Source organism: Dialister sp., from assembly GCF_047832375.1.
Classification (GTDB): Bacteria; Bacillota; Negativicutes; order Veillonellales; family Dialisteraceae; genus Dialister.
The window spans coordinates 41,763-56,645 of record NZ_CP181256.1 but is presented as its reverse complement, the minus strand read 5'-3'; the positions used below and the strand labels follow the sequence as shown (position 1 = coordinate 56,645).

Below are 14,883 nucleotides of genomic sequence, written 5' to 3'. Positions count from 1 at the left end.
ACTAAAGCCACAATCCGGTCGGACCAGCGAAGCGGCGTCCGACCTACAACCTTTATGCCCCATCCGACTGTATAGTGTACCAATACAGCCACTCTTACCGTTCACAACAGCTGATGCAGGGATCGATGGTGAGGATGATATTCGGCACATCCGCCAGTTCACAGCCCTTCAGCATTTTGACCAGGGCCGGGAGATTGGCATTCGTCGGTGTACGGAGGCGGAAGCGCTCCAGGTTCTTTGTGCCGTTGCCCTTCACGTAGTACAGGGCTTCTCCCCGGGGCTGTTCCACCCGGGTGAAGAATTCACCCACCGGCGGCAGGCCCCGGACCGGTGCTTCGATGGCTCCGTCCGGCAGGTTCTCCAGGCACCCCGTAATGATATCGATGGACTGTTCCAGTTCTCCCAGCCGCACCTTCACCCGGGCCAGGCAGTCCCCTGCGGTCTCCGTGATGGGATGGAAGTGGAGTTCTTTATAGGCTCCTTCATCGTCGGCCATGCGGTAATCCACAGGAAGCCCGCTGGCCCGGGCCATAGGGCCCACGCAGCCCAGTTCCATGGCGTCGTTCATGGAAAGGGTTCCTACCCCCTCCAGGCGGCTCTGGATGGTATTGTCGTAAAGGAATACGATGGCCATCTTGTGGATTTCCTTTTTCAGTTCCTTCATTTTTTCCAGGATTTCTTTCCGCATGGTGTCCGTAATATCCCGCCGCACGCCGCCGATTTTGCAGACCGAGAAAATGACCCGGCCCCCGGTGGTGGCTTCGAAGATGTCCAGTACGATTTCCCGGATCCGCCAGGCGTTCATGAAAAGGCTTTCAAATCCCATGGCGTCCGCCGCCAGGCCGCACCAGAGGAGATGGCTGTGCATGCGGGACAGTTCGTGCCACATGGTGCGCAGGTAGCTGGCCCGCTTCGGGATTTCGATATCCATGAGCCCTTCCACCGCCTTGGCGTAGCCCCAGCCATGGCCGAAGGAACAGATGCCGCACACCCGCTCCGCTACGTAAATGAACTGCTTGAAGTCTCTCTTTTCCACCAGTTTTTCCAGGCCCCGGTGCACATAGCCGATGGAGGGCACTGCCCTCACCACGGTTTCGTCTTTCAGTTCCAGGTCCAGATGGATCGGTTCCGGAAGCACCGGATGCTGGGGGCCGAAGGGTACTGTCGTTATTTCCGCCATCAGTGATCCTCCTTCCCGCTTTTCGATACGGACGCATCAATGCCAAGGCCGCTCCGCAGATTGACCTTCACCGCCCGCTTCGCATGCACCGCTCCCGACAGGTCATGCCAGGGAGTCTTCTGGGCCAGGTGGTAGAAATGGCCGCCATAGTCCACTTCCGGCGCAATGAACCGGATATCCAGGCCGAAGAGGTCATGGATTTCATTTTCCCAGACAAAGGCATACCAGTAGAGGCCGGTAATGCTCATGACGGACCCCGTGAGAGGCACGATAAGCCGAAGGTGGTACAGGAAATAATCCTTATCAAAGGTGTAGGTAAGCTCGTAGCCCTCCTCCACCCGGGTACAGAGGATCTGGACCAGCCGGCACCCTTCTTTTTTGAAGCGGGCCGTCCGTTCCAGCAGGTCCTCCGTGCCGATGACGATGATCTGCTGCTTCATGATTTTTCCCCTTCTTCCATAAATCCATCATAGGCATCCGATGTTTCTTCCGGCACCCCGTGATTTCCGGTGGCCTTCAGCTTCTTATGCTTTTCTTCCAGCACCGCCAGGCCCTTTACCACGCCGGCGATGATGGATTCCGGCCGGGCCGCGCAGCCCGGTACGTATACATCCACCGGGATGGCCTTATCCATGCCCCCCAGCATGTTGTAGCATTCCCGGAATACGCCGCCGGTGCAGGCACAGGTGCCCACAGCCACCACCACCTTCGGTTCCGGCATCTGGTCGTAAATCTGCCGCACCACCGGAAGATTCTGCGCGTTCACGCCGCCGGTGACAAGGAAAATATCCGCATGTTTCGGATCCCCCGTATTCACGATACCAAACCGCTCCACATCGTACAGCGGCGTCAGGCAGGCCAGTACTTCGATATCGCAGCCGTTGCAGGAGGAGCCGTCATAATGAATGAGCCAGGGCGATTTCTTTTCAAATGCCATAACGGCCTCCTTATCTGAAATACATGAGAAATGCTACATTAATGAATCCTGCCAGGAAGGAAAAGAGCCAGGTAGACGCCAGCATTTTTTCCCATTTCATCCGGGCGCAGCTGTTGTCCACCAGGATATCCAGGAAGAACACCAGGGCGCACACGAAGAGCCCCAGCCCCAGGGTCCAGGGAGTAGAGGACAGGAAGAAAAGAAGCACCAGCCCCAGTAGGAACACGTCTTCATACCATTCCGCCAGTTCCACCATGCCCAGGGTACGGCCGGAAATTTCCGTTTTCACCCCGCCGATGAGCTCCTGGTGGGCCTCATGGCTCATGGAAATATCGAAGGGGGACTTCCGGAATTTAATGAGGAGAATATAGCAGAAGCCCAGGAAAATACCGGGCATCCGAAGGATATTCATAGTGTCGGAGCGCATGATATCGCCGATGGTGAAGCTGCCGCAGGAGAGGTAGAATCCCAGAGCCACCATGAGCAGCATGGGCTCGTAGGCCATGGTCTGGGCCAGTTCCCGTTCCGCCCCTACCTGGCTGAAAGGAGAATCGGTGGCATAGGCGGCGATGATGAGGCACACGCTGGCCATGGTGAGCGTGAAGACTACGAGAAGGATATCGGCTCCTGCGAAGAAGAAGGCTCCCGAGAGAAGGACGAAGAGGAGAAATCCGAAAACATAAAAGCCTTCCGCCTTATTGACCGCAATGGGCTGCTTATCCCAGAGCTTGGCAAAGTCGTAGAAGGGCTGCAGGACAGGAGGCCCCACCCGCCGCTGCATGCGGGCGGAAATCTTCCTATCCAGTCCAGAAAGGATGCCTCCGATAATTGGCGCCAGGACCAGGAAAAGCAGGGCCCCCGCCACATTGATGGTGTAATCAGACATGGAACATACCTCCCGCCGCCAGTGACAGCTCCATAAGCACACAGGCCAGGCAGGCCGTGTAGCCCCAGAGGGTCATCTTCTTTTCACCAAACCAGGATTCCAGATACCAGTTGCGGAGCTGCACCGGCACAATGCGGCCGGCGGCGCCGCGGTAAGCCACGTCGCTGCCCAGGTTTTCGCCGGACAGGTTCGTAATGACCTGTTTCTTCCTGCGGCTCTTACCGAAGCGTAGCGGCAGGATAATGATAAGGAACACCATCACCGACATAATCCATAGGTTGGACTGGGCAATGACATCATTAATATTTCTATACATTAAAGCCAAATAAGGAATGACCATGTACTGGGAAATCAGCGGGAAGAGAACGCACACCACCAGAGTCAGAGCCGCCAAGGTCTTCAGCGCCGTCCACTCCACTCCCAGAATGCCCTTCTCCCGGTTTTCATTGGTCGGTATATAGGTGGTAATCTTGCCCAGCCATTTCGTCCAGTAGAACAGGGTGGTGGCAGAACCGTAGACCAGGGCCAGGAGGAGCAGGGGCTGTCCCGCATCTACGAAGGCCTTCATGGCGGCCCACTTGGAAATGAGCATGCCGAAGGGGGCCAGGAACATGCCGCAGATGCCGATCACCATGCAAAGGGACAGACGGGGCATGGAATTGAAAATGCCGTCGAAGCTTTCCAGGTTCCGGCTGCCCAGCTGCTGTTCCGCCGTACCGACGGTGAGGAAGAGAAGGCTCTTGGCCACGGCGTGGAAAATGACGATCATAATCGCCGTCCAGGCCGCTTCATAGGACCCGGTGCCGGCGCAGCACACGATGAGGCCCAGGTTGGAAATCGTCGAATAGGCCAGCACCTTTTTCCCGTCGGACTGAGAAATGGCAGCGCAGGAGGCAAAGAAGAACGTAATGCCTCCTACCAGCATGGCCATGATGCCGGCATGGTTATTGCCAAGGATAGGCGCCAGCTTGATGATGAGAAATACCCCGGCCTTCACCATGGTGGAGGAATGGAGCAGCGCCGACGTAGGGGTCGGTGCCACCATGGCTCCCAGAAGCCAGCCGGAGAAGGGCATCATGGCGGATTTCGTGAAACCGCAGAATACGAGGAGCGCCACCACCGGTTCCACCGGCATCTGCTGCATGCCCAGGGACAGGAGCTGCGACAGTTCCAGCGTATAGAAATGGGTGCCCAGGTAAGCGATGGCCATAGCAAAGGCCAGGCCGCCCAGAAGGTTCATCCACAGGGCCTTGAAGGAATTATGGACAGCCTCATTGGTTCCCGTATAGCCGATGAGGAGGAAAGAGCAGAGGGATGTGATTTCCCAGAACGTATACATATAAAGGAGATTGTTCGACATGACCAGGCCGAACATGGCGGAAAGGAAGAGGAACACCACGAAGAAGAAGAAGGACCGCCGATCCTTCACGTCCAGGTGCTTCCGATGGAATACGGCCATGTATCCCAGAGAGTAAATGGCAATGAGGCCGCCGATGATACCGGCGATGAGAATCATGATGATGGCCAGGTTATCGATATTGAAATCCCACACCGACCGGGCGTAGCTGCCGGCGTGGAACTCAAAGGCCACGATGAGGCCGAACTGGAGGATGCCAAGGAGGGCCGTCAGGTACCGCCGGTACCGGGCGCAGTAATAGAGCACCGTCAGCGCCGCCAGGCCGTCTACCCCCATCATCACCAGCCGCACCAGGGGGGAGTCAATACTGATCTTGTAGGGGTGGCCGAAGTACAGGAACCCCGCCGCCACGGACAGGGCCATGATCAGCACCGCCGATACCCGGACCACCATATTCCGGATGGCCGGATTCCGGTTCACCAGAAGAATCACCGCCGTCACCAGGGGCAGTGCAAAGAGCAATGCCGGTATAGCCATATGCTTCCTTCCCTTCTCTCTTTCCTTTAACGTATACATTAAGTATACATTATATTGCAGATTTTTTGTGTATTAATATATACTTTATCGCAAAAGTTGGATTCCCGCAAGATACAAAATGAAGAAACCGGCAATCATCGATTTTTGGTATAAATATAAGTAAAAATAATGCATAAGAGGAACAGGTGGAGCCAACCTGATCCCGAAACCCGGTTCCCATACGAAAAGCCTCCCGCCGGAAATAAATTTCCGGGGGAGGCTTTTGGCTGGCGATACCATTTATTTTGCAATCACCATATCCGATGCTGTTTCTTCCACCGTTTTTTCTTCTTTTGATTTCTTGTAAATCTTATAGACCCCTACTGTGAGAAGTGGTACAAGGTACAGCAGGATGAAGGCATAGGCCAAAGCGTTATAGCCTTTAGCAATGAGGTCGATAATCCCGATTTTGGCAAAGGCTACAGAAACAACCAGGATGGCAATGGTCAGCATGCCGCGGTATTTTCTTGGAAGCGGCCGGCGGCCCGTATCCTTGAGGCCCGTATCGATTCGTTCCAGCATGGCATGGATGATGCCGGTAGCCGTTTCAATCAGGGTCCAACCCATGACGATACTGAAGAGGAGCAGCAGCCAGCCCGGCGCATTGTCCGCCTGCATCATGGCCACCCAGGGTACCGGGGAAGCCAGAACCGCCTTGTCCGGATAGAAGGCCATGACCGCGTAGTAAGTCATAAACCAGGGAATAATCATGAGAAGACCGGCGATGATACCGCTGATAATGGTATCTTTCCGGCTCTTCTGGGCTTTGATGGTGAAGAAGGACGCCGGGAATACGACCAGGTTATAAGCCATATAAAGGATACCGGTCCACAGAGCAGCCCCTACGGTAGCATCGGGAACGAAGGAATGGTCCCCGGCCGCCATGACTTCAGAAATGTTAGAGCCCCCGTGGCTGATGACCAGGATGGAGAAGGAAATATAGCCGATATAGAGCAGCACAGTACCGATGGTTTCAAAATAGGAAATAATCTTTTCCCCGTAGTAATTGAGGATTCCCACGATAATGGTGATGGCACCGACGCCGTACCAGTAATTGAGCCCTGTCATCTGCTCCACCACGGCACCTGTGGCCGATGACATGACGGCAATAATGATGACCATGAACAGCAGGTACACCACATCAAACACATGGTACAGGGGTCCGATGAGCTGCTTCAAAAAGGACTTGAAATCATACACTTTGTAGAGACGGATCAGTTCAAAGGACAGGATCGCCACCAGGGCAAATCCCACAAACGTGGCCAGCCCCGAAAGCCAGCCCATGGCACCGTACTTGGCGCCGTACTCCACGATTTCACGGCCCGTGGCATAGCCGCCGCCGATGAGGACGGACTGCAGGATAATTCCCGGGAGGACAAGCCGTCCCAGGGCTCCACTGAAAAACCCTTTTTTCTCTTCCATACTTCTTCACTCCTTTGCGTGAAACACATCCTGCACCGGCACCGGGAAAAATAAAAGCGCCCATCAGAAAACTCATTTCTGAAGGGCGCATCTTCGCGCGGTACCACCTTGTACTTATCACTCCGCCGCATCAATGATTGGAAAACCAATGACTTCGGCTTATCCATAACGGAGATGTCCGCCCGTCCTACTCGGTTCGGCCGGGATGCTCGCGAGTGAGTAAAACGACAGCTCCTGCCGGTTTTCACCATCCACCGGCTCTCTGAAAGGTTTTCCATCATTTCTGTCTCGTTCCATGCAGGTAATTCTTTAGTTATGAAGCAGTATATACTTATCTGCGGTACTTGTCAACAGGAAATTGGCGAAGCAGGCAAAAATTTTACTTGCGAATCAAATAATTGGACCAAAGAAGCCCTGATTCATTCACAGAGTCAGATTACATAAGGATTTTTATGCACTGCTTCATCATCATTTTCCTTAAACAGCTAGAAAAAAAGTCGAACCATATCTCCTGCCAGGTTCTTCCCGCCCCTGCCGGAATCACTGCCGGTGGCAGTCATGGTAACCGTATACCGGGGATCATCAAAGTAGGTAAGGAGGAAGTGTTTCCTGTGCTGCTCATTGCCCGTGATACCCAGGGCCCGGAGCTTCTTCCGGATTCCCTCGTCCATACCCCGGTACCCCTTCAAAATCACCTTGACCTGGGACGCCCGTTTTTTTGGCTCCCCACTTACCGGATTTGCCGCCAGAAGGTCATCGATCACATCGGCTCTCCTCGAACCATTCTTGAGACCTTTCCTGGCCTCCTGCAGCACATCCACCAGGATCTCATGGCGCTCGCTGGGATAGAAATCCTTTTCCTTCCCCTCATTCAGTATGGTGGAGCTTCCGGAGGCCCCATTATGCCGGGCTTCCTGCAGCATCTTCTTCAGTGCTTCATTTTCCGCCGCCAGGGCTGAAGCCTTTTCCTCCAGTTCCTCGATATGGCGGGCATAGGACATAACAATTTCCTGTGTGCTTTTCATAGGTTCCTCCCATGGTTACTTATTGTTATTCATCGGCTTACGGATGACAGATCAGGGCTTACAGTTTACAGCTATCAGCTTACGGCTTACAGTTTTTTATCTTGCGCAGGGACGGGATGGGCTTGGATGGCTTGATTGGCCTGGGGGACTTGGCCGGTTTCAATAAACAGTCCGATGAACCGATGGCTGCATGGTTCAAATCAACCTTATCAACCTATCCAAGCCGTCCCATCACCTGTCTAACAGCTGCAGCAGCAGTGATGTCAGAAAATAAATACTTCGCGGCGCTATATTATTTGTGCGCCGCACCACCACTCCTAACTCCTCATTCCTCACTTTTTGACCCACTCCATTACCGGCTTATTGGTGATCCATTCCCCTATCTCTCCATCTTCACATACTCTTCTCCCAGTTCCTCCATGTCCGCTTTGCCGGCGGTGAGGTCCGTGAAGAAACGGCGGTGGGCAGCCTCCTTTTCCGGAAGGCAGAGAAAGTCCATGACTGCCTTATCCGTAAAGGATCGATCTTTCACGATGATATCCGTATCTTTGATGTAATTTTCAAATCCGCCAATCGCACTGTAGGGGATAGTAAGCTGCAGGTGCACATGGGGTGTATAGCGGACAATAGGCGCTTCCTTCACCGCTTCCGAGAGTGAAGAGCTGTAGGCCCTGGTGAGGCCGCCGGCTCCCAGTTTGATACCGCCGAAGTACCTTGTCACCACGGCCAGAAGGTTGGTGAGCTTCTGCATCTGCAGCACATGGAGCATGGGATGGCCGGCGGTGCCCGACGGTTCGCCGTCATCCCCCGATTTTTCCATCACCCTTTCCGTACCGATGCGCCAGGCGTAGCAGTTATGGGTGGCATCTTTGTACTGTTTCCGGAAGCCTTCCAGCGTCTTTTGGGCCTCTTCTTCCGAATTCACCGGCACCAGGTGGGCAATGAAAATGGATTTTTTAATTTCCGTTTCTTTATGAAATGGCTCCGCCGGAGCCGCGTAGGGAATAAGCATGATGACCTCCTTTTTCTTCATTGTAACACGAAAAAACAGCGCCGGTCGGTGCTGTTTTTTGAGTCATATGTTATGGGCAGCTGTATTCCCGAAGGTTGACACGCCCTTACGGGCGTGAGGGTTGATGGGGCCGCCGGGCTTACGCCCTTGGCCCCAAGGGTTCTGTCCGGGACCGGCTTCGCCTCCCGGACAGGTTGAGGGCTCCGCCCAGGGTAGTTATATAGTATCACTGCGTTAGCGAGGTACGGCGCCAAAGGCGCCATTCTATTGCCGCCTTTGGCGGCATATGCTCATCGCCGCGAAGCGGCGATACCATAGGGCCCGTCAAACTTAAGCCCCCTCGGGCCCAAAGGGCCGGTCAAACCTCAGGCCGAAGGCCTGTCAACCCTTGGACCCTCCGGTCCATTAAAACGCCGGGATCAGTCCGTCGCTGAAGTTATCATTAATGTATTTCTTCACGGCATCGCTCTGGAAAATCTTCACGAATTTCTGGTAGGTGGGATTATCCTTATCCTGTTCTCTGGCAGCGATGATGTTCACATAGGGAGATGTATTATCTTCGGTGGCCAGGGCTTTCTTGGAATCCAGGCCGGCGGATTTCGCATAGCCTGCGTTAATGACAGAAATGGACACATCATCCAGGGAGCGGGGCAGCTGGGCTGCTTCCAGTTCTACAATCTGCAGGTTCTTCGGATTTTCAGCAATATCGCCTACCACGGCCTTGGTGGGGTCCGTTCCTTCCTTCAGTTTCAGCAGGCCCTGATGGTCCAGGAGAAGCAGGGCGCGGCCGCCGTTGGAGGGATCATTGGGGATGGACACCTTGGCGCCGTCGGGAACGTCTTTGATGTCGGTGATTTTATTGGAATAAACGCGGAGCGGTGCCAGGTAGGTATTTCCGATGGAAACCAGCTTGGTACCATTCTTTTCATTGAAGGCTTCCAGGAAGGGGCCGTGCTGGAAGGAGTTCAGGTCGATATCACCTGCTGCCAGGGCCTGGTCCGGGGTCACGTAGTCGGAGAAGGACTTGATATTCACCTTGAGTCCCTGTTTTTCTGCTTCCTGGGCCACAAATTCCATAACCTTTTCAGAATACCCCGGTGTAATACCTACGGTGATTTCCTTCTTTTCCGCCGGAGCCTTGGCGTCCTTCTTGTCACCGCCGCAGCCGGAAATGGCGCCGGCCACTGCCAGGGCTGCCAGAGAAAGGGCTAATGTTTTCTTCCAGTTCATAATAAAACCTCCTGCATATAATATGTTAAAAATGTACAAAACAAAAATCCCCCGTCCCGAAAGGGACGGAGGACCGTGTTACCACCCAATTTCACCAATGAATTGCTTCATCGGTCTCATAAGGTACGCCGGCCTATGCCTTGATACCCTGTCTCTGTAACGGGAGCTCCCGGGCCGCTTCATCATTCAGCGCACCAGGCTCAGAGGCCATCTTCCATCAAACCGTCCGCACTCCCTTTCACCCAACGGAGCTCTCTTGGCCGGACCATTTCATGTACTCTTCTCTTCATTGCCTTTATGAAGTTGCATTAAATATACCATCGGGAAATCATGAAGTCAAGAGAAATTTTACTACCAGTCAATCCAGGTCAGTGCCTTTTCCAGCTCGTAGAAGGTCTTCCCGTCCCAGAGAATATCTTCCGTCACATGGTTCAGCACATCATCGCCATCGTCAGATTCATAGTAATAGACCAGCTCCATGAACTCCTCAAAGGGCTCTTTGGAAAACCGGTATTTCTCCACACTGATACTGTAGGTATTTCTTCCGGGATGAAATTTCAGCCCCGAGAACCGGTACACATACCCCCGGTGCCTCACGGAAGCCTCCCCGTCATTCAGATAATCAATAAACTCGTCTGCGTCGCCGCCCTGCATATGATTCACTGCTCCTTTATACTAAGACCTCGCTATGCTGGCTTTATTATACATGATGAGGGGAAAAGGTTCAAAAGGTTCCGCATGATGGGAAAAGGTTCTTAGGATTGACCGCCCTTGGCCGGAGGGTTCTTAAGTTTGACGGGCCTTTGGCCCGAGGGTTGTGGTATCGCCCGCAGGGCGATGAGTATAAAGTCAGCGTTACGGGATTGGCTTTCTATGTCATATAGCATGTTAAGCATTCTGCTGACTGGCTCGCTGCGTTCACCACCAAAGGGGGAAAACTCCGAAATGGTACGTGAAGTATATGACTCGCTGTTTTTCTCCTCAGATCCCTCGTTTCCCCTTGAGGGGAACGCCTCGAAGAGGCAAAGGGTGTACGGGGCAGAGCACCGATAAGATGCTCCATCGCGGTCCTGACCGCCAATCGGCGGCCTGTGTCATTTTTGCTTCTTACCCTTGGACACACCTTCCGTGTGAGGGTTTAGAGGATGCGCCCGGAGGGCGCAAAGGGGCGCGGCTCCGCCGCAGGTTGTGTAGAAGGGTTGTGCACCGCTTCGCTCAGGGGGCGACGGCCCTTCGGACCGAGGGTGGTGGTGGCGGCTTCGCCGCAAGTTTTATAATGCCCCCTTTGGCGGCCTTCCTCTTTCGGGCATACAGCCAGCGGACAGCGGATAGCGGATAGCCGACAGCCGTAAGCGGACAGCCGATAGCCGCCAGCCGATAGCCGTATCAGTCCCGCTGCTGTCCCATCAGTTCCTGCCGGAAAGCTGCCACTTTCTTTATATCTTCCGGCGTGGTGCGGCAGCAGCCGCCGATGAGGCGGGCACCGGCTTTCTGCCAGATTTTCACAAAGTCTGCATAATCCGCTGCCGCCCCTCCCCAGGTCTTGCCGGAGGGGTCGTAATGTTCACCGGAATTGGGATAGACCACCACTGGCTTTGAAGTATATTTCCTGATTTCCAGAATCAGGGATTCCACATACTCCGGCGCCGTGCAGTTCACACCGATAGCCTTTACGCAGGGAATGGGGTCAAGGGCTTTGGCGCAGTCGCCGATGTAATCGTCGCCGCAGGTATGGAGGCCATCTTTGCAGGAAAAGGAAACCCAGGCGGAAGCGTTTTTTATTTCCGACAGCACGTCTGTCTCCGCCAGAGCTTCCAGAAGGCAGGGAATGGTTTCACAGGCAAAGATATCGGGACCTGCCTCCGCCAGGATATGCAGGCGCTCCCGGTGGAAATCGGCCAGCTCTTCCCTTGTCTTGCCATAATGGCCCTTGTATTCGCTGCCGTCGGCCAGGAAAGCACCATAGGGTCCCACGGAAGCCGCTGCCAGGGGCACCGGCCTTCTTTCCGGCGATGACTCTGCCAGGAACTCATCTCTGGCCTCCTGCACCAGCTGCACAGAGCGGATAAGGAGCTCCCTTCCCTCTTTGCGGGAGAAGCCTTTCTTCTCAAAGCCTTCCAGGGTGGCCTGGTAGCTGGCGCTGGTGACAATGTCGCTTCCGGCATCGAAATAGGAACGATGCACCGCCTTCACCAGATCCGGTCTTTCATAGAGGGCGATGGCACTCCAGAGGTCATCATTAATAGAAAAGCCCTGCCTTTCCAGTTCTGTGGAAAATGCGCCGTCCAGCACGATGAATGGATATTTTTTTAAGATGTCTTCTATCATAATAGCTCCTTTATCAAAGGCCGCTTCGCGGCCGGGTTCAGAGGATTTTTCAGCCCTTTGGGCACAAAGGGACGCGGCGGATGCCGCAGGTTGTGTAGAAGGGTTGTGAAGGGAAAGGTTGTGAAAAAGGTTCTTAAGATGGACCGGCCCTATGGGCCGGAGGGTTCTTAAGTTTGACGGGCCTTTGGCCCGAGGGTTGTGGTGGCGGCTGACGCCGCAGATTTTAAAAAAGCCGGCCCGCCCCCTCCCGTCATTTCGACCGTAGCGGAGCGGAGTGGAGAAATCTCACGCCCCAAATGACAGAAAAGCCGGCTCGCGCCCTCCCGTCATTTCGACCGAAGCGGAGTGGAGAAATCTCCCCCTCTGATGGTACAGGCGGCATTACGGTGGGAGATCTCTCGACTCAGAGTATCATAAATGCATTTTCCATCTGCCCCATACCGACACGCAGCTCCGCTCGAGATGACGGTGCTAGCGGGCACTATCGGACACACCTTCGGTGTGAGGGTTCAAAGGGTGGTGGATTGCCCTCACGGTGCACAGCGAACACATTTTGCACTAGCGAACTGGATTTGTAAGGAAGCGTCAGCGACCTGAAAATCCAGTGAGTCAGTGACAGCAGTGGATGTAGGAGCAAAGCGACGCACAAAATGTAGTGAGTTGTTTCTCCACGGGAAAGCATGTCACGGGATTCTCAGGTCGCTTTGCTCCCCTACGAATCCAGTTCCTTTGCCACCCTTTAGGGGGCGATAAGTTTTGTATGCCGCCAAAGGCGGCGGGATTGTCCCTCTTGCGTTCGAGAATACTGTTTTCTGATGTCTGTCGTCTGATAGTCTGATGTCTTCCCGCCGACTGGTATTCTTTAGTGAACTAGTGGACTAGTGGACTAGTGAGCTAGCAGGAGCCATTAGCGGTACTCACCAAGATTCTTCACTGCGTTCAGAATGACAGTATCCGGCGGGAAGCGGACAACCCACAGCAGTCAAGGTCCCACTAGTCCACTAGCCCACTAGCCCACTAGCCCACTAGTCCACTAGTCCACAATTTCTTCCGGCGGTTCTTTGCCAAACCACTTTTTGTAGATTTCTGCAAACTCACCGTTTTTCTTTATTTTATCAAGGCCATCATCCAATTTGGCAAGGAGATCCTTATTCCCCTTCTTCACTGCAATGGCCAGATTCTCCGTAGACAGGGCCACCGGCGCTGTCTTCACGGAATGGTCTGCCGTTTTGGCCACGTAGTATTCATTGGTGGGAATATCATTCACCACAGCGTCCACGGCTCCCTGTTTCAGGTCCAGGAACGCATCGCTCAGGGTATTGTAGACCTTTACCTGGGCTCCATCGATTTTGCGGGCCGCCTCCTCCCCTGTGGATCCGATGGTGACGCCAAGGGTCTTTCCTTTCAGGTCCTCCTTCGTCCGGATGGAAGAATCATCGCCCCTGACTACCACGCCCAGGCCGGCGATATAGTACCGTTTCGTGAAATCCACGGACTTCTTCCGGTCTTCGGTGACAGTGATGTCATTGATAGCGGTGTCCAGGTCCCCGGACTGAAGGGCCGGAATAAGGCCGTCAAAATTCACATTGTGGATTTCCGCCTCCATGCCTTCCTCTTTGGCAATGGCTTTGATGATATCCACATCGAAGCCTTCATAGGACTTGGTCTCCATATTCTGGAACCCAAAGGGCGGATAGGCGGCGTCCATGCCTACCCGGAGTGTCTTTCCGCCGGAAGTGGAACTCCCACAGCCCGAAAGACCCAGGGTAAGGCCAAAAAGCAACGCAAAGAAAAGTAACAGTTTCTTCATAGAAGTCCTCCTTTCAGGATAGGATAAAGAGGGAAACCGGATAAAGGGTTTTTCATTTCTGACAGATCAAAATACTGTCAGGGAGTTTCCGGATACCAGCGTCTTTATCCATAACCGAAACGAACCGATGCCTGGCCAGGACACCGCCCGGGCAGCAGGATATCGTCTTTTCTTTCACACGTGCAGCGGGTTATGCACATTGAAGGGCATGAGATCATCCAGGCTGTAGGGGGTCTCCTGGTACACGAAATTCAGCCAGTTATGGTAGAACAGGTGGGCATAGCTGCACCATACGAACCGCGGTTTTTCCTGGGGATCGTCGTAGGGATAGTAATTTTCCGGAAGCCGGATGGGCAGTCCCTTTTCCCGGTCCCTCTTGTATTCCCACTCCAGGGTGCGAAGGTCGTATTCGAAATGGCCCAGCACGAAGATGCGGCGGGATTCCTTGTCTGTCACAATGTTGATCCCGTTTTCTTCAGACCGGGAGAGCACTGTAAGTTCCGGCGTCTCATCCACCTTCCGGTCATCGATGGATGTATGCCGGGACTGGGGGATGAAGTACCGGTCATCGAATCCGCGGAGCAGGGGATGGTAGGCAAGGGTCAGGTTGTACTGGTAAATGCCAAAGAGCTTCTGCGGCAGAATCCGTTTCTGCACACCGTAATCCCGGTAGAGTCCGGCCTGGGCGGCCCAGCAGAAATGGAGGGTAGAAAAGACATGGGTGTCAGCCCAGTCGAAGTATTTCAGCATCTCCGGCCAGTAATCCACCTGTTCGTAGGGCATTTTTTCCACCGGTGCCCCGGTAATGATGAAACCGTCATACCGTTTGTCTTTGATGTCATCAAAGGTCAGGTAATTTTCATCGAGGTAAGATTTATCGGTGTGGGTGGTTTCCCGGGATGCGATGCGGGCAAAATCCACATCCAGCTGCAGCGGCGTATCTCCCAGGAGCCGGAGCAGCTGCACCTCCGTAGGTTTTTTGATGGGCATGAGATTCAGGATGAGAATCTTCAGGGGGCGGATGTCCTGGGTCCGGGCCCTTTTTTCTCCAATGGTTACGATCCCTTCCTTCTTCAGTTCTGAAACAGCGTCCAAACCGTCGGCAATTTTAATCGGCAAA

Annotated in this window: 13 protein-coding genes and 2 other annotated features; all 13 genes read right to left on the bottom strand. The window is 54.1% G+C overall.

The features are described from left to right. Positions 1-94: 94 nt before the first annotated feature. Complete coding sequence (locus ACFWUL_RS00235) at positions 95-1,180, bottom strand: nickel-dependent hydrogenase large subunit (protein ID WP_297023680.1); 1,086 nt, start codon at positions 1,178-1,180, stop codon at positions 95-97. Further along, positions 1,180-1,620: a hydrogenase gene (locus ACFWUL_RS00230; protein ID WP_297023677.1), complete on the bottom strand. Its 441-nt coding sequence runs from the start codon at positions 1,618-1,620 to the stop codon at positions 1,180-1,182. Before ACFWUL_RS00230 ends, ACFWUL_RS00235 begins: the two co-directional genes overlap by 1 nt. Beyond that, positions 1,617-2,117 carry an NADH-quinone oxidoreductase subunit B family protein gene (locus ACFWUL_RS00225; RefSeq protein ID WP_297023673.1) on the bottom strand — a complete coding sequence of 167 codons (501 nt, stop codon included), beginning with the start codon at positions 2,115-2,117 and terminating at the stop codon, positions 1,617-1,619. The genes ACFWUL_RS00230 and ACFWUL_RS00225 overlap by 4 nt, the downstream gene beginning before the upstream one ends. Positions 2,118-2,127: 10 nt before the next feature. Next, positions 2,128-3,003, bottom strand: a complete 876-nt coding sequence (locus ACFWUL_RS00220; protein ID WP_297023671.1) for a respiratory chain complex I subunit 1 family protein — start codon at positions 3,001-3,003, stop codon at positions 2,128-2,130. Then, positions 2,996-4,897, bottom strand: a complete 1,902-nt coding sequence (locus ACFWUL_RS00215; RefSeq protein WP_416177445.1) for an NADH-quinone oxidoreductase subunit L — start codon at positions 4,895-4,897, stop codon at positions 2,996-2,998. Before ACFWUL_RS00215 ends, ACFWUL_RS00220 begins: the two co-directional genes overlap by 8 nt. A gap of 279 nt (positions 4,898-5,176) precedes the next feature. Then, positions 5,177-6,358: a hypothetical protein gene (locus tag ACFWUL_RS00210; RefSeq protein WP_416177444.1), complete on the bottom strand. Its 1,182-nt coding sequence runs from the start codon at positions 6,356-6,358 to the stop codon at positions 5,177-5,179. Between the two features lie 78 nt (positions 6,359-6,436). Beyond that, positions 6,437-6,663: a binding site (T-box leader), on the bottom strand. Positions 6,664-6,843: 180 nt separating this feature from the next. Then, positions 6,844-7,383, bottom strand: coding sequence for a hypothetical protein (locus tag ACFWUL_RS00205; RefSeq protein ID WP_297023665.1), 540 nt, complete (start codon positions 7,381-7,383; stop codon positions 6,844-6,846). Positions 7,384-7,762: 379 nt separating this feature from the next. Beyond that, positions 7,763-8,395, bottom strand: coding sequence for a YigZ family protein (locus tag ACFWUL_RS00200; protein ID WP_416177443.1), 633 nt, complete (start codon positions 8,393-8,395; stop codon positions 7,763-7,765). 405 nt (positions 8,396-8,800) lie between these two features. Continuing rightward, positions 8,801-9,625, bottom strand: a complete 825-nt coding sequence (locus tag ACFWUL_RS00195) for a MetQ/NlpA family ABC transporter substrate-binding protein (RefSeq protein ID WP_008860573.1) — start codon at positions 9,623-9,625, stop codon at positions 8,801-8,803. Positions 9,626-9,683: 58 nt separating this feature from the next. Continuing rightward, positions 9,684-9,924: a binding site (T-box leader), on the bottom strand. Between the two features lie 52 nt (positions 9,925-9,976). Continuing rightward, positions 9,977-10,279 (bottom strand): hypothetical protein, encoded by a 303-nt coding sequence (locus ACFWUL_RS00190; RefSeq protein ID WP_008860572.1) that lies wholly within the window; start codon positions 10,277-10,279, stop codon positions 9,977-9,979. A 732-nt stretch (positions 10,280-11,011) separates the two neighbouring features. Further along, positions 11,012-11,953 (bottom strand): homocysteine S-methyltransferase, encoded by a 942-nt coding sequence (gene mmuM, locus ACFWUL_RS00185; protein WP_416177442.1) that lies wholly within the window; start codon positions 11,951-11,953, stop codon positions 11,012-11,014. 1,033 nt (positions 11,954-12,986) lie between these two features. Further along, positions 12,987-13,763, bottom strand: a complete 777-nt coding sequence (locus ACFWUL_RS00180) for a basic amino acid ABC transporter substrate-binding protein (protein ID WP_416177441.1) — start codon at positions 13,761-13,763, stop codon at positions 12,987-12,989. A 174-nt stretch (positions 13,764-13,937) separates the two neighbouring features. Next, the gene (locus ACFWUL_RS00175; RefSeq protein WP_416177440.1) at positions 13,938-14,882 is read right to left on the bottom strand and encodes a homoserine O-succinyltransferase; all 945 of its coding nucleotides are present in this window, start codon (positions 14,880-14,882) and stop codon (positions 13,938-13,940) included. Position 14,883 lies beyond the last annotated feature (1 nt).